Source organism: Muricoccus roseus, from assembly GCF_900141905.1.
GTDB classification, from domain to species: domain Bacteria; phylum Pseudomonadota; class Alphaproteobacteria; order Acetobacterales; family Acetobacteraceae; genus Roseomonas; species Roseomonas rosea.
Genome location: NZ_FQZF01000019.1, coordinates 59,956 through 74,144 on the forward strand (window position 1 = coordinate 59,956; position 14,189 = coordinate 74,144).

The window sequence follows — 14,189 nt, forward strand, 5'->3', positions numbered from 1 at the left end:
GATGGCGGCAGGGGAGAGGCCGGTCGCGGTCGTCACGGGCGCGGGCGGCGGGATCGGGGGGGCGATCGCGCGGCGGCTGGTGGCGGATGGCTTTCACCTCGTCGCCCTCGACATGGCGGCCGAGCGGGCGGAGGCGGTGGCGGCGGCGCTGCGGGCGGAGGGCGGCTCCGCCGAGGCGGCGCCGCTGGACCTGCGCGACGAGGCGGCGGTGGAGGCGCTGGTGGGGCGGCTGCCGCGGTTGGATGCGGTGGTGAACAACGCCGGCATCTTCGACGAGCGGCCGCTGCTGGAGCTTTCGGCCGAGGATTTCCGCCGCCATTACGAGGTGAACCTGATTGCGCTGTTTCGGCTCAGCCGGCACGGGATCGGGCGGATGGGGGCGGGCGGGAAAATCGTCAACATGGCCTCCCGCGCCTTCCTCGGCGCGCGCAACCACGCGCATTACGTCGCCTCGAAGGCGGCGGTGGTCGGGCTGACGCGTGCCATGGCGATGGAGCTGGCGCCGCGCGGCATCCTGGTGAACGCGATCGCCCCGGGGCTGGTGGACACGCCGATGCTGCGCGCGCTGACGCCGGAGCGGCTGGCGCAGCAGCTGGCCCTGCAGCCGACCGGCCGGGCGAGCCGGCCGGAGGACATCGCCAACGCCGTCTCCTTCCTCGCCGCGCCGGGGATGGATGGCATCACGGGGCAGGTGCTGCTGGTGGACGGTGGCAAGTCCCTGGGCGGGGGCTTCGGCTTCTGATGGACGGGCGCTTGGAGGCGGCGGAGGAGGGTTTCGACGTGGTGGTGCTGGGCTCCGGTGCCGCCGGGCTGGCCGCCGCCATCACGGCGCGGGCGGCGGGGCTTTCCGTCCTGCTCCTGGAGAAGACGGGGTATTTCGGCGGCTCCACCGCGGTCTCCGGCGGTGCGGTGTGGATTCCCTCCAATCCCGGCATGGCTGAGCTGGGGCATGAGGACAGCCGCGAGAAGGTGATGGCCTATCTGCGCGGGGCGCTGGGCAACCACCTCCGGCCCGAGCGGATCGAGGCCTTTCTCGACCATGGGCCGGAGATGGTGCGGTTCCTGGAGCGGGAGGCGGGGCTGCGGCTGATCGCCCGCGCCGTATCCCCGGACTACCAGCCGGAGAGGGAGGGCGGGATGCCGGGCGGGCGGGCGATGGACCCGGCGGAGTTCGACGGACGCCGCCTGGGGCCGCTTTTCGAGGCGCTGCGGCCGCCGCTGCCGATATTTCTCGCCCTCGGCGGGATGATGGTGAACCGCAAGGACATTGATTCCCTGCTGCGCCCGCTGTCCGGCGCCCAGGCTTTCCGCCATGCCGCCGGGCTGCTGGCCCGCCATGCGCGGGACCGGCTGCGCTGGCGGCGCGGCACGCGGTTGGTGCTGGGCAACGCGTTGGCGGGGCATCTGCTCTGGGCGGCGGATCGGGCGGGGGTGGTGCTGCGGCGGCAGGTGACGGTGACGGGCCTTCGCCGCCGCGGGGGCCGCGTGGATGGCGTGGTGGTGGAGGAGGCGGGGCGGACGTGCCGGATCGGGGCGCGATGGGGCGTGGTGCTTGCCACCGGGGGCTTTCCGCGCAACGCGGCGATGCGGGCGGAGCGGATGCCGCATGCGGCCGTGCATCGCTCCATGTCGCCCGAGGGCAATGCGGGGGACGGCATCGCCCTGGCGCGGGCGGTGGGGGCGGCGATGGAGGAGGCCGGGGCGGGGCCCGCCTTCTGGACGCCGGTTTCGGTGCTGCGCCGCCCGGATGGCGGGGAGACGGTGTTTCCGCATCTCGTCACCGACCGGCAGAAGCCGGGGCTGATGGCGGTGGACGGCACGGGGCGGCGCTTCGTGAACGAGGCGACCTCCTATCACGGCTTTGTCGAGGGCATGCACCGCGCCGGCGCCGTGCCGGCCTGGCTGGTCTGCGACCGGCGCTTCCTGCGCCGCTACGGGCTGGGGATGCTGCGCCCGGGATCCTCGCCCCGGGCGCTGGTGCGGGCGGGCTATCTGATCGAGGCGACGGATCTCGGCGCGCTGGCCGCGCGCATCGGCGTGCCGCCCGCTGCGCTGGCGGAGAGTGTCGCGCGGATGAACGAGGCGGCGCGGCGCGGGGAGGACCCGGAGTTCCATCGTGGCGCCTCGGCCTATGACCGTTATCTCGGCGATCCGGCGCACCGGCCTAATCCCTGCCTCGGCCCGATCGAGGCCGCGCCCTTCTATGCGGTGCAGGTCTGGCCGGGGGATATCGGCACCGCTTCCGGCCTGCGGGTGGATGGACGCAGCCGCGTGCTGGACGAGGCGGGCGAGCCGGTGCCGGGGCTGTTCGCTTGCGGCAACGACGCGGCTTCCGTCATGGCGGGCACCTATCCCGGTGCGGGGATCACGCTCGGGCCGGGCCTGACCTTCGGCTATGTGGCGGGGCGGGAGCTGGCGGCCGCCGCCGGGGGAACTTCGGCATGAGCGGCGCGCTGGAGGGGCGGCGCGCGATCGTCACGGGCAGCTCCGCGGGGATCGGCCTTGCGATCGCGCGCCTGTTCCTGGACTCGGGCGCGGTGGTGATCGGGGCGGACCGCGAGCCGCCGCCGGACAGCCTGGCGACGCATCCCAGGTTTCGCGCCCTGGTGGCCGATCTTGCCGCGCCGGGCGCCGGGGAGGCGGTGGTGGAGGCCTGCCGCGCGGCGGGGGGCGCGCCGCAGGTGCTGGTGAACAATGCGGGGATCGGGGATGCGCGCCCCATCCTGGAGACGGATGACGCGGCCTTGCAGCGTTACCTCTCGGTCAACCTCGCGGCGCCTTTCGCGCTCTGCCGCGCCGCCATCCGGGCCATGGTGGCGGCGGGGGAGGGGGGCAGCATCATCAACATGGCCTCCGCCTTCGGGCTGGTGGGGGCGGCGCGCAGCAGCGGCTATGCGCCGACCAAGGCGGCGCTGATCGGGCTGACGCTGCAGCTGGCCACCGAATACGGCCGGCACGGCATCCGCGTGAACGCGGTGGCGCCGGGGCTGATCGAGACGGCGCTGACGCGGGAGAGGCTGGCGGGCAATGCCTGGTTCCGCCGGATGATGATCGAGAACTGTCCGCTCGGCCGGCCGGGGCGGGCCGAGGAGGTGGCGCGCGCCTGCCGCTTCCTGGCTTCCGACGAGGCGGCCTTCGTCACGGGGGTGGTGCTGCCGGTCGATGGCGGCTGGTCCTCGGCCAAGTTCATGCCGGAGCCGGCGGGGGAGGGGGCGTGAGGGTCGCGCTTCTGACCGGCGCGGGGCGGGGGATCGGCCTGGCGGTCGCGCGGCGGCTGGCGGCGGACGGCTACGCCATCGCGGCGGTGGATGCGGACCGTGCGGCGCTGGATGCGCTCTCCCTCGGCGTGCCGGTGCTGACGGCGGCGCTGGATGTGCGCCAGCGGACCGCGCTGGACGGGTTCGTGGCGCGGGTGGAGGGGGAGCTGGGGCCGATCGAGGCGGTGGTTCCCGCGGCCGGCATTGCGCGTTCCGCCCCCGCCGAGGCGATGGCGCCGCGGGACTGGCAGGACGTGCTGGACGTGAATCTCTCCGGCAGCTTCCACTGCTTCGCCGCCGCGGCGCCGGCCATGCTGGCGCGCGGCCGCGGCGCGATGGTGGGCATCGCCTCCATCACCGGGCGCGGCGGCCAGCCGGCGCGCGCGAGCTACGCGGCCTCGAAATGGGGGCTGATCGGGCTGGTGAAGAGCCTGGCGGTGGAATGGGGGCACCGGGGCCTGCGGGTGAACGCCGTGGCGCCGAACGGCGTGGACACGCCGATGCTGACCCAGGGCGTGCCCGCCGCGTTCCGCGAGGGCGTGATGCTGGACCGCACGCCGATGGGGCGCTTCGCGCGGCCGGAGGAGGTGGCGGCCGCGATCGCCTTCCTCCTCTCGGCGGAGGCCGGCTATGTCAACGGCACCGTGCTCGATGTCGATGGCGGGCTCACCGCCGGATTCCTCACCCACCGGCAGGGGCGCGACCATGCGCTGCGCCCGCCCGCCCAGGAGATGCCCGCATGAAGGTCTATTTTTCCCCCGCCTCGCCTTTCGTGCGCAAGGTGATGGTCTGCGCGCAGGAGCTGGGGCTGGAGGTCGAGCGGCTGCCGAGCCAGGCGCATCCGGTGGAGCGCGACCGCGTGATCGTGGCCGACAACCCGCTGGGCCAGGTGCCCACCTTCTTCGCGGATGACGGCACGGTGCTCTACGACAGCCGGGTGATCTGCGAATATCTCGATGCGGTGGCGGGCGGGGGGCGGCTGTTTCCTGCGCCCGGGCCGGGGCGCTGGCGCGCGCTGGTGGAGCAGAGCCTGGGGGACGGGCTGATCGATGCCGCCCTGCTGGCCCGCTACGAGGCCGTGGTGCGGCCGGCCGAGGCGCGCTTCGAGCCCTGGGTGGGTGGGCAGATGGACAAGATCGCGGTTGCGCTCGACCGGATGCAGGAATGGGCGCCGTCGCTGCGGGGGCGGGTGGATATCGGCACCATCACGCTCGGCTGCGCCCTGGGCTATCTCGACTTCCGCTTTCCCGATCTGGACTGGCGCGGGGGCCGCGACGCCCTGGCCGGCTGGTACGCGGAGTTCGGCCGGCGGCCTTCCATGGCCGCTTCGGCGCCCTGATTCGGTGCCCTGATACGGCCGGGGCGGGTCCGACGGGGTGAGGGGCCGCGTGCCGCCTCAGGCTGACTGGCGGATGATGAGGCTGCGCGCGATCGTCACCAGCATCGGAACCTCCGCCCCTGCCTCGGCCGATTCGAAGGCGGAGCGCACGGCCGTGGCCGTGGATTCGTGGTGCACGCTCAGGGTGGTCATCGCCGGGCGGATATGGGCGGTCCAGTCCGCATTGCCGAAGCCGATCACCGCCACGTCCTCCGGCACGCGCAGGCCGCGGTCGTGGAGCGCGGCCATGGCGCCAAGGGCGATCACGTCGCTTCCGGCCTGAACGCCGCGGAAGGGCGTGCCGGCGTCCAGGCTTCGCTGGATGGCGTCATAGCCGGCCTCGTAGCTGAAGACGGCGTCGTGCACGAGGTCGCGCCGCAGGGGCTGGTCCGCCTCCGACAGCGCGGCGCGGTATCCGCGATAGCGTTCCGCGCCCAGGGCGGAGCTGTTGATGCGGCCCACATACATCGCCGGGGTCCGCCCGGTTTCGATCAGCCGGCGCACCCCCAGCCGGCTGGCCGCGAATTCCTCATGCACGATGGAGGGGATGCCGCGCTCATCGAGGCGCTGCGCGAGCGAGAGGATGATCAGGCCGCTCCGCTGGAGCTCCGCCAGGGCGGCGTCCAGCTCCGGCGGAATACGGTCCGTGGTGGCGAGGCAAATACCCCGCAGCCCGAGAGAGGGCGCGAGCGCGAGGAAGCTGCGGAGGCGGTCCGCGCTGTGGTTGAGGTTGTAGAGCAGCACGTCCAGCCGGATCTGGCCCAGGGCGGCCTGCACATGCTTGGTGAGGGCGGAATAGAGGTTCTGCTCGATATCCCCGACCAGCAGCGCGACGCTGCGGCCGCGACCGCTGCGCAGCCCCTGGGCCATGCGGTTCGGCTGGAAGCCCAGTTCCAGCGCCGCTGCGAGAACGCGTTCCCGTGCCTGGCTGTTCACCGTCTCCCGGCCATTGAGGACGCGGGAGACGGTGGCCGAGGAGACGCCCGCGCGCTTCGCGACATCGAGCACGGTCGTCATGCGCTCTCCATTTCCGTCTGGTCCCTGAGCTGCCGCGGGCCAAGCTAGCGGAGCCGTGGCTGGTTGACACGATCTGCATCGCACCGTCCTATGCCAGGGAAGTAAACGTTTTCCCGAGCCTTAGGAAGAGGACCGCCCCATGTCGCACGAGCACGAGTTCTTCATCGGCGGACAGTGGGTGAAGCCGGCTTCCAGCGCCACGGCGGATCTGGTGGACCCCTCCACGGAGCGGCCCTTCGCCAGCATCGCGATGGGGAATGCCGAGGACGTGGACCGGGCCGTGAAGGCGGCCAGGGCGGCCTTCCCCGGCTTCGCCGACACCAGCGTCGCTGAGCGACTGGAGCTGCTCCGCCGGATCCTCGCGGCCTTCGATCGCCGGCGGGACCAGATGGCGGCGGTGCTGTCGCGCGAGATGGGGGCGCCGGCGAAGAGCGCGCTTTCCGCCCAGGTGGCGAGCGGCCCCAACCACCTGGCCGAGATGGTCCGGACACTGGAGAGCTTCGCCTTCGAGACGCGCCGCGGCACGACCGTGATCCGGCGCGAGGCGATCGGCGTGTGCGGGCTGATCACGCCCTGGAACTGGCCGGTGAACCAGATTGTCTGCAAGGTGGCGCCCGCGCTGGCGGCGGGCTGCACCATGGTGCTGAAGCCGAGCGAGATCGCGCCGCTCAACGCGCTGATCTTCGCCGAGATCCTGGAGGAGGCGGGCACGCCGCCCGGCGTGTTCAACCTGGTGAACGGGGATGGCCCGACCGTGGGGCGGGCGCTTTCCTCGCATCCGGAGGTGGACATGATGTCCTTCACCGGATCCACCCTCGCCGGTATCGACGTGGCGGCCCAGGCGGCCCGCACGGTGAAGCGCGTCGCGCAGGAGCTCGGCGGGAAGTCGCCGAACGTAATCCTGCCGGATGCGGAGATCGCGAAGGCGGTGCGCCTCGGCGTGCTGCGCTGCTTCGGCAACAGTGGCCAGTCCTGCAGCGCGCCGACGCGCATGCTGGTGCATGAGGCGGATTACGAGGTCGCCGCGGCCGCCGCGCGGGAGGCGGCTGAATCCCTGCGGACCGGCGCGCCTTCCGATCCCGCGACCGATCTCGGCCCGCTGGTCAGCCGGGCGCAATTCGACAAGGTGCAGCGGCTGATCGAGGCGGGGATCGAGGAAGGCGCGGAGCTGATCACGGGCGGCCCCGGCAGGCCGGAAGGGCTGGACCGCGGATACTATGCCCGCCCCACCGTGTTCGGCCGCGTCTCGCCCGAGATGCGGATCGCGCGGGAGGAGATCTTCGGCCCCGTTCTCTGCATCCTCACCTACTCGGACGAGGAGGAGGCGGTGCGGCTGGCCAATGACACGCCTTATGGGCTCGCGGCCTTCGTGCAGTCCGGCGATCCGGCGCGGGCGGCGCGCGTCGCGGCGCGCATCCGGGCGGGTGTGGTGCAGATCAACTATCCGCCGCTGGACCGCGGCGCGCCCTTCGGCGGCTACAAGGCCTCGGGCAATGGCCGCGAATGGGGGGAGCACGGGCTTTCCGAGTTCCTGGAGACCAAGGCGGTCATCGGCGACGCCTCTGGCGCGTGAAGAAGGCTTGACAGTGCCGGACGCGGCCCTTCAAGCTGCGGCCCGGCGAGAAAACGATTTCCCGAGGTGCCCGATGGCGGCGCCTCCACGCTCCTTCCTGGGACGGTGCGCGCATGTTGATCGACGGTCTGCAATGCGGCCATTTCGGCCGCGACATCTTCCAACAGCTGCGGCAGGCCGATATCGGCTGTGTCACCGTGACCTGCGGCTTCTGGGAGGATCCGCTGGAATCCCTCGACAGCCTCGGCCGCTGGCGGGATCTGGTGCGCGAGAATGCCGATCTCGTTGATGAGGCCCGGGGCGCGGCGGATATCCGCCGCATCGTGGAAAGCGGCCGCACCGCGCTTATCATGGGCTTCCAGAACTCGGACCTGTTCGGCGGCCGCATCCGGCTGGTGGAGATGTTCGCCGAGCTCGGCGTGCGCGTGGTCCAGCTCACCTACAACAACCAGAACGCACTTGGCGGCTCTTGCTACGAGGAGGAGGATTCCGGCCTTGCGCGCTTCGGCCGCGAGGTGGTGCGGGAGCTGAACCGGGCCGGCGTGCTGATCGACCTCTCCCATGTCGGGGACCGCACCTCGCTCGATGCCATCCGGCATTCCGAGAAGCCAGTGGCCATCACCCATGCCAATCCCAAGCGCCTGTTCGACCACCGGCGTAACAAGTCGGACGAGGTGATCCGCGCCCTGGCCGAACGGGGCGGCGTGATCGGCTGCGCCACCTACCGCAACATCACGGGGGACGCGTATTGCGGTTCCGTCGAGAAGTGGTGCGAGATGGTGGCGCGCACGGTGGACATCGCCGGGATCGACCATGTCGCGATCGGCACGGATCGCAGCCACCACTTCACCAAGCCCGATTACGACTGGATGCGGATGGGGCGCTGGACGCGCGGCGTCGATCTCGGCGCCTCCCCGCCCTCGCGCCCCGGCAAGGCGCCGCCGCCGGACTGGCTGATCGAGGTGCGCGACATCGGCAAGATCGAGGGCGGCCTCGCCTCGGTCGGCTTCTCCGCGGAGGAGGTGGCCAAGATCGCGCATGGCAACTGGCTGCGCCTCTATGGGGAGGTTTTCGGATGCTGAACACGCAGGACATCCGGATCGAGGATGTCACCCGCACCTATGGCGTGCGCGGGGCGGAGCTGCATGCGCTCGGCCCGATCTCCGTCACTCTGGAGCCGGGCAAGACCACGGCCATCGTCGGCCCCAGCGGCTGCGGCAAGAGCACGCTGCTCCGCATTATGGGCGGGCTCGACAGGCCCTCCTCCGGCCGCGTGCTGCTCGGCGGGCAGGTGGCGAAGGAGGGGACGACCGGGATCGGCGTCGTCTTCCAGCGGGACCTGCTGCTGGACTGGCGCAACGTGCTGGACAATGTGCTGCTCCCCGCCCAGCTCCAGCACCGGGATCTCGGCCAGGCGCGCAGCCGGGCACTGATGCTGCTGCGCGAGCTGGGGGTGGGGGACTTCGCCATGCGCCAGCCCTGGGAGCTGTCCGGCGGGATGCGCCAACGCGTCGCGATCGCGCGGGCGCTGCTCTGCGACCCCGCCTTCCTGCTGATGGATGAGCCCTTCTCCGCCCTCGATGCGCTGACGCGTGACCAGATGGGCGTTCTGCTCCAGCGGGTGCAGAATGCGGGGCAGACCACCTCGGTGCTCATCACCCACAGCATTCCGGAAGCGGTGTTCCTGTCGGACCGGGTGCTGGTGATGTCCGGCCGCCCCGGGATGATCCTGGACGACATTCCGGTGGACCTGCCGCGTCCGCGCCCGCTTTCCCTGCGCGACGAGCCCGAGTTCACCGCCCTGACCCGCCGGATCCGCATGCATTTCGAGCGCACGGGAGTTCTGACCGCATGAGCCAGGCCTCCGCCGCCGCGGCGATCGCCACCCCAGAGGCCGCGCCCCGCCGCCTCCGCAGCAGCTTCCTTCTTCCGGTGCTGAGCGGCATCGGAGGCCTGCTTCTCTGGGAGCTGGCGGTGCATGCCTTTGCGCTGCCCTCCTACCTTCTTCCCGCGCCGAGCGAGGTGATGGTGGTGATGGTGGAGAAGTGGCGGCTCCTGCTCGACCAGCTCCAGTACACCGCGCTGGCCGCGGTCGTCGGCTTCGTGATCGCGCTCGTCATCTCCATCGTGCTCGGCGCGCTCATCGCCGCGTCGCCGGCGGTGGAGCGGGTGATCTATGTGTGGCTCGTGGTGTTCCACGCCATTCCGAAGGTGGTGGTCGCGCCGCTGCTGCTGGTGTGGATCGGGTTCGGGCTGCAGAGCAGCATCATCTTCGTCGTCGTCTTCACCTTCTTTCCTATGCTGGTGAACACGGTGACGGGGCTGCGCTCGGCGGATCCGGAGCTGTTGCTCGTCACACGGTCCATGGGCGGCACGACCTGGCAGACGCTGCGGGCCATTCGCCTGCCGAGCGCGATGCCCAGCATCATCGCCGGCATCAAGATCTCCATCACCCTGGCGCCGCTCGGCGCGGTGATCGGGGAGTTCGTGGCCTCAAACAAGGGGCTCGGCCACATGCTCATCCAGTCCGTCGGCAGCCTGGAGGTGCCGACGGCCTTCGCCGCGGTGGTGGTCGTCTCCATCCTCGGCATCCTCACCTGGTACCTGGCCGAATGGCTCGAGCGCGTGGCCATTCCCTGGCATGCCAGCCAGCGTGGCCGTGCCGCCGAATAGTGCAAGCCAACCACCCTACAGGAGCAGACCGATGACCACGATCCCCGCGTTCCGCCGTCGCAGCCTGCTGCTGGGCGCGGCCGGCAGCCTGGCCCTGCCCTCGCTCGTCCGCGCGCAGGGGGCGGAGAGGATCCGCATCCTGCTCGACTGGGGCTGGCTGCCCTATCATTCGGCCTTCTTCCTTGCGCAGGAGAAGGGCTACTTCCGCGACGCGGGGGTGGAGGTCGAGATCGAGCAGGGGCGCGGTTCCAACACCACCGCCATCGTGGTCGGCCAGCGCAGCTACGACATGGGGCACCTGAACATCACCAACGCGGCGGCGGCCATCGCCAAGGGGGTGCCGCTGAAGTCCGTGGCCGTGTACCAGCACCGCACCTCCGCCTCCTTCGTCGGCATCAAGGGGCGGGTGAGCCTGACGGGGCCGGATTCCCTCAAGGGGCTGAAGATCGGCAGCACGCCGGGCGGCTCGGACGGGCTCAGCCTTTCCGTCTTCAAGCGGTCCAACAACATTCCGGACAGCGCGCTGAACGTCATCTCGCTCGATGCCTCCTCCAAGACGGCGGCGTTGCTGACGGGGCAGGTGGACGTGGTCAGCGGCGACAGCCACGCCTACCGCGCCATCGTGATGGGGGCCGGGCATGAGCCGGAGGTGCTGGAGCTCGCCCGCTATGGCGTGCCGCTTCTCGGCTTCGGCTTCGCCGCCAACGAGCAGGCGGTGAAGGACAAGCCCGAGGGCATCCGCCGCGTGCTCACCGCCATGCGCCGCGCCTTCGCGGATGCCGCGAACGACACGGAGGCGGCCTGCACCCTCATTCGCGGCAAGGTGCAGGTGGCCGGCAACCAGGCGCAATGCGTGAACTACACCCGGGGCCTGCAGGCGCTGAGCCAGTCGCCCACGGATGCGGGCTGGGGGCGGCAGACCGAGGCGGAGTGGAAGGCGCTGGTGGACACGCTGACGGCGGTGGGCGAAATCCGGCAGCAGCGCCCGGTCGAGAGCTATTTCACCAACGACCTGCTCCCCCGGGCATAGCCGGCCATGGGGGCGGGAGACTACGACGCCATCGTCCTCGGTGGCGGGCATAGCGGCCTTGTCGCGGCGGGCTACCTCGCCGGTGCCGGGCAGCGCGTGCTGCTGCTGGAGGCCGGGCCGCGCCTGGGCGGGCCGGTGGCCACGGTGGAATTCATGCCGGGCTACCGCACCACCATCGCGAACTCCCCCGGCTCGCTGGAGCCGATGATCATCCGCGACCTGGAGCTGGAGGCGCACGGGCTGCGCTTCCAACCCATCGACCCCACGCTGGTGCATCCGCTGGCGGACGGCTCGCTCTTCGTCGGCTGGCGGGACCGTGCGCGCGGCGCCGCGCAGATGGAGGCCTTCGCCCCTGGCGAGGCCGCGCGCTACGATGCCTTCTTCGCCTATCTGGATGCCTTCGCCCGCAAGCTCGGCATCTCCATGTTCCGCGCCCCGCCGGGCTTGCAGGAGTTGGTGCGCAACCTGACCAGCCTGGAGGACCAGGAGGCTTTCGGCCGGGTCTTCCTCGGCAGCATCCGGGACCTGATGCGGCAGTTCGACCTGAGCTGGCAGACCCAGGCGCTGATCGGGCCGATGGCGGTGGTGGGCGGCAGCTGCACCCCCTCCACCCCCGGCACGCCGGTGAACCTGCTGGCCCGTCCCCTCTCGCTCGCCTCCCTGGCGGCGGAGGAGGGCTACGATCCCCGCCGCATGCCGCTGCGCGGCTCCACCGGCATGCCCATCGGCGGCATGGGAGCGATCGTGGAGGCCATGGTCTCGTCCGCCGTCTCGCGCGGGGTGGTGATGAAGACCGGGGCGCCCGCGGACCGCATCCTGCTGCGGGATGGCGCGGTGCGCGGCGTGGTCACGCGGGATGGCGACGAGTACCGCGCGCCGCTCGTCCTCTCCGCCATCAACCCGCGCGTGGCGGTCTGCAGCCTGCTGCGGGACGAGGAGGCCTGGGCCCCGTTCCGGGAGCGCATGGCCAAGCGCCCGATGGACGGCAAGGCCTTCAAGGTGGTGCTCGCGCTGGACGGCATCCCGCGTTATGCGAACGCGCCGGCGGATGCGGATCCGGCGCAGCTCGCCTCCGCGCAGTTCCGCATCGCGCCCTCGCTCGATTACCTCGAGGAGAGCCATTCGGACCTGCTGCTCGGCCGCATCGCCGAGAAGCCGGTGGTCTGGGGGCTTTGCCCCTCGCTCAGCTCGCCCGGCCTCGCGCCAGCGGGCCGGCATGTGCTCAGCCTGAATGTCGGCACGGCGCCGTATCGCCTGAAGACGGGCGACTGGAAGACCGAGCGCGAGGCGCTGGCACGCCGCACCATCGCGGCCTGCGCCGAGTACATGCCGAACCTGCCCGACATCATCACCGACTGGCGCTGCCTCGACCCGGAAGACTTCGAGCGGGAGTTCGGATTGGTCGGCGCCAACATGGTGCATGGCGACCTGGCGCCCTGGAACAGCTTCTGGATGCGCCCGCTGCCGGGGCTGCATGAATACCGCACGCCCAGCCGCGGCCTGTACCTTTCCGGCAACGGCACCTGGCCGGGCAACTTCATCTCGGGCCTTTCCGGCCACAACGCCGCCCAGGCCGCGCTGGCGGATCTCCGCGCCGGCCTGCTGCACGAACGCGTCTGAAAGCTCCCATGGACCGCATCGCTCTCGACTGCCACGCGCATCTGGCGCCGATCGTGCCGGAGCGCCTCGCAGGGCTGCCCGGTGTCGAATGGTTTCCCGGGGAGCCAAGGCTGCTGCTGGACGGCAAGGTGACGCTCGGCACCCCGGCGGTGTTCCGGCCGGAGGCGCTGGTGGCGTGGATGGACGCCAACCGCATCGCCCGCGCCTGGTTCTCGGTGCCGCCGCCCATGTACCGCGCCAACCTGGACGAGGTGGCGGCGCGCCAGTGGTGCGACTATGTGAACCCCGCGCTTCTCGCCATCGGCGCGCCCCATGCGGGGCGGCTGGCGCCGAGCTTCCTCCTTCCGGTCCGCCACCCCGCGCTGGCGGCGGAGATCGTGCGCGGCTTCGCGCCGAGGGGCGCCCGCTTCGCCATGGCGGCGGGGCATGCGGCCTCCGGCCTCTTGCTGTCGGATGCCGCCTATGAGCCGCTCTGGGAGGCGCTGGACGAGGCCAGCGCCTTCCTGCTGCTGCACCCGACCGCCGGGCAGGACCCGCGGCTGGATCCCTTCTTCCTGCACAATCTGCTGGGTGGGCCGGGGGAAACCGCGCTCGCGGCCGCGCATCTCGCCATGTCGCGAGTGATCGAGCGGTTTCCCCGCATCCGCTTCATCCTCTCCCATGGCGGGGGAAGCGCGGCGATGGTGGCGGGCCGGCTGTCACGCGGGCAGGCGGTGCGGCGCCCTGGCGCGGAAACGGGCGCGCCGCCCATGACGACGGCCTTCCGCCACTTCCTGGTGGACTGCATCACCCATTCCGAGGCTGCCCTCGATCTCGTGGCCGAGACCTTCGGGCGGGATCATGTCCTGTTCGGCTCCGACTGGCCCTTCTCCATGGGGCTGACCGAGCCGCATGCGCAGCTGGCGCGGGTGGCGCCGGCCCTGCGCGGGCAAATCATGGCCGCGGACCCGGAACGGCAGCCGGCCGACCTGTCGGTGCCCTGACGGCGCCGGGGCGGTGCATTCACGTCCTGGGGCAGGTGGGCGGGGTGGGGGCCAGGCGGCCTTCCAGCCATTCCGCGATGCGCCGGCGGATGTCTTCCGGCCGCAGCCGCCCCGCCCGCAGCCCCAGCAGGCGGTTGCAGATCGGGCCGAAGCAGAGTTCCCCGTGCAGCGCCCAGGCCAGCTCCATCGTGACCGCATCCGGCGGCCCGGCCTCACCGCGTACCAGGGCCTGAAGGCTGGCCGCGACCGGCTGGATCACCCGTACGCGGATGGAGGCCATGTAGTTCTGGCTCGCCTTTTGGTTCTGCAGGCCGGAGAAGGCGAAGATCCGCAGCCATGGGCCGTCCTCGAGCGCATCGAGATAGGCGGCGTAGAAGCGTGTCAGCCGCTCCGCCAGCGGAAGGGGGCTGTTGCCGAGCAGCTCGTCCCATTCGGCCTGCCAGCGCGTGGCATAGAACTCCTGGTACACCCGGTCGATCAGCGCCTCCTTGGTGCTGAAATACCGGTAGAGGAGGGGGTGGGTGATGCCGAGGTGGAGTGCGAGGTCGCGCATCTGCGCGTCCAGCCCATGCTCCGCGAAATAGGCGATGGCGCCGGCGACGATCTGGCGCTCCCGCTCCTCGGGCGGCAGGCGCCGGGCGCGCGGCAAGGGCGGCTT

14 protein-coding genes are annotated in these 14,189 nt (G+C 71.5%); 12 read left to right on the top strand and 2 right to left on the bottom strand.

Features of this window, described 5'->3' with window-relative positions; genetic code table 11:
- The first annotated feature begins 1 nt into the window (after position 1).
- Genes BUB97_RS16200 through BUB97_RS16220 form a run of 5 tightly spaced genes read left to right on the top strand, consistent with a single transcriptional unit; the run spans position 2 to position 4,596 of the window.
- Positions 2 to 742: an SDR family NAD(P)-dependent oxidoreductase gene (locus BUB97_RS16200; protein WP_073136582.1), complete on the top strand. Its 741-nt coding sequence runs from the start codon at positions 2 to 4 to the stop codon at positions 740 to 742.
- Positions 742 to 2,445: an FAD-dependent oxidoreductase gene (locus BUB97_RS16205; protein WP_073136584.1), complete on the top strand. Its 1,704-nt coding sequence runs from the start codon at positions 742 to 744 to the stop codon at positions 2,443 to 2,445. Before BUB97_RS16200 ends, BUB97_RS16205 begins: the two co-directional genes overlap by 1 nt.
- Positions 2,442 to 3,218 (top strand): SDR family NAD(P)-dependent oxidoreductase, encoded by a 777-nt coding sequence (locus tag BUB97_RS16210; RefSeq protein ID WP_073136586.1) that lies wholly within the window; start codon positions 2,442 to 2,444, stop codon positions 3,216 to 3,218. Before BUB97_RS16205 ends, BUB97_RS16210 begins: the two co-directional genes overlap by 4 nt.
- Positions 3,215 to 4,000 (top strand): SDR family NAD(P)-dependent oxidoreductase, encoded by a 786-nt coding sequence (locus BUB97_RS16215; RefSeq protein ID WP_073136588.1) that lies wholly within the window; start codon positions 3,215 to 3,217, stop codon positions 3,998 to 4,000. Before BUB97_RS16210 ends, BUB97_RS16215 begins: the two co-directional genes overlap by 4 nt.
- Positions 3,997 to 4,596, top strand: a complete 600-nt coding sequence (locus tag BUB97_RS16220) for a glutathione S-transferase (protein WP_073136590.1) — start codon at positions 3,997 to 3,999, stop codon at positions 4,594 to 4,596. Before BUB97_RS16215 ends, BUB97_RS16220 begins: the two co-directional genes overlap by 4 nt.
- Before the next feature lie 57 nt (positions 4,597 to 4,653).
- On the opposite strand, the gene BUB97_RS16225 is transcribed toward BUB97_RS16220, so the two are convergent.
- Positions 4,654 to 5,652: a LacI family DNA-binding transcriptional regulator gene (locus BUB97_RS16225; RefSeq protein WP_073136592.1), complete on the bottom strand. Its 999-nt coding sequence runs from the start codon at positions 5,650 to 5,652 to the stop codon at positions 4,654 to 4,656.
- A gap of 139 nt (positions 5,653 to 5,791) precedes the next feature.
- Between BUB97_RS16225 and BUB97_RS16230 the strand changes: the two genes are divergently transcribed.
- The 7 genes from BUB97_RS16230 to BUB97_RS16260 all read left to right on the top strand — a co-directional run bounded on the left by BUB97_RS16230 (position 5,792) and on the right by BUB97_RS16260 (position 13,531).
- Positions 5,792 to 7,225, top strand: coding sequence for an aldehyde dehydrogenase family protein (locus BUB97_RS16230; RefSeq protein WP_073136594.1), 1,434 nt, complete (start codon positions 5,792 to 5,794; stop codon positions 7,223 to 7,225).
- A gap of 113 nt (positions 7,226 to 7,338) precedes the next feature.
- Positions 7,339 to 8,307, top strand: coding sequence for a membrane dipeptidase (locus tag BUB97_RS16235; protein WP_073136596.1), 969 nt, complete (start codon positions 7,339 to 7,341; stop codon positions 8,305 to 8,307).
- Complete coding sequence (locus BUB97_RS16240; protein ID WP_073136598.1) at positions 8,301 to 9,080, top strand: ABC transporter ATP-binding protein; 780 nt, start codon at positions 8,301 to 8,303, stop codon at positions 9,078 to 9,080. Before BUB97_RS16235 ends, BUB97_RS16240 begins: the two co-directional genes overlap by 7 nt.
- A complete protein-coding gene (locus BUB97_RS16245; RefSeq protein ID WP_073136600.1) occupies positions 9,077 to 9,898 on the top strand; it encodes an ABC transporter permease in 822 nt (273 codons plus the stop codon). Before BUB97_RS16240 ends, BUB97_RS16245 begins: the two co-directional genes overlap by 4 nt.
- Positions 9,899 to 9,929: 31 nt before the next feature.
- Entirely contained in the window at positions 9,930 to 10,928 is a 999-nt protein-coding gene (locus BUB97_RS16250) for an ABC transporter substrate-binding protein (protein ID WP_073136602.1), read from the top strand.
- A gap of 6 nt (positions 10,929 to 10,934) precedes the next feature.
- Entirely contained in the window at positions 10,935 to 12,548 is a 1,614-nt protein-coding gene (locus tag BUB97_RS16255; protein WP_073136604.1) for a phytoene desaturase family protein, read from the top strand.
- A gap of 8 nt (positions 12,549 to 12,556) precedes the next feature.
- Positions 12,557 to 13,531: an amidohydrolase family protein gene (locus BUB97_RS16260; protein ID WP_073136605.1), complete on the top strand. Its 975-nt coding sequence runs from the start codon at positions 12,557 to 12,559 to the stop codon at positions 13,529 to 13,531.
- 19 nt (positions 13,532 to 13,550) lie between these two features.
- On the opposite strand, the gene BUB97_RS16265 is transcribed toward BUB97_RS16260, so the two are convergent.
- Positions 13,551 to 14,180 carry a TetR/AcrR family transcriptional regulator gene (locus BUB97_RS16265; RefSeq protein WP_175562650.1) on the bottom strand — a complete coding sequence of 210 codons (630 nt, stop codon included), beginning with the start codon at positions 14,178 to 14,180 and terminating at the stop codon, positions 13,551 to 13,553.
- Positions 14,181 to 14,189 lie beyond the last annotated feature (9 nt).

Coding starts and splice junctions, on each gene's coding strand:
- BUB97_RS16200 (WP_073136582.1), top strand. CDS start 2: ATGGCGGCAGGGGAGAGGCCGGTCGCGGTCGTCACGGGCGCGGGCGGC.
- BUB97_RS16205 (WP_073136584.1), top strand. CDS start 742: ATGGACGGGCGCTTGGAGGCGGCGGAGGAGGGTTTCGACGTGGTGGTG.
- BUB97_RS16210 (WP_073136586.1), top strand. CDS start 2,442: ATGAGCGGCGCGCTGGAGGGGCGGCGCGCGATCGTCACGGGCAGCTCC.
- BUB97_RS16220 (WP_073136590.1), top strand. CDS start 3,997: ATGAAGGTCTATTTTTCCCCCGCCTCGCCTTTCGTGCGCAAGGTGATG.
- BUB97_RS16225 (WP_073136592.1), bottom strand. CDS start 5,652: ATGACGACCGTGCTCGATGTCGCGAAGCGCGCGGGCGTCTCCTCGGCC.
- BUB97_RS16230 (WP_073136594.1), top strand. CDS start 5,792: ATGTCGCACGAGCACGAGTTCTTCATCGGCGGACAGTGGGTGAAGCCG.
- BUB97_RS16235 (WP_073136596.1), top strand. CDS start 7,339: ATGTTGATCGACGGTCTGCAATGCGGCCATTTCGGCCGCGACATCTTC.
- BUB97_RS16240 (WP_073136598.1), top strand. CDS start 8,301: ATGCTGAACACGCAGGACATCCGGATCGAGGATGTCACCCGCACCTAT.
- BUB97_RS16245 (WP_073136600.1), top strand. CDS start 9,077: ATGAGCCAGGCCTCCGCCGCCGCGGCGATCGCCACCCCAGAGGCCGCG.
- BUB97_RS16250 (WP_073136602.1), top strand. CDS start 9,930: ATGACCACGATCCCCGCGTTCCGCCGTCGCAGCCTGCTGCTGGGCGCG.
- BUB97_RS16255 (WP_073136604.1), top strand. CDS start 10,935: ATGGGGGCGGGAGACTACGACGCCATCGTCCTCGGTGGCGGGCATAGC.
- BUB97_RS16260 (WP_073136605.1), top strand. CDS start 12,557: ATGGACCGCATCGCTCTCGACTGCCACGCGCATCTGGCGCCGATCGTG.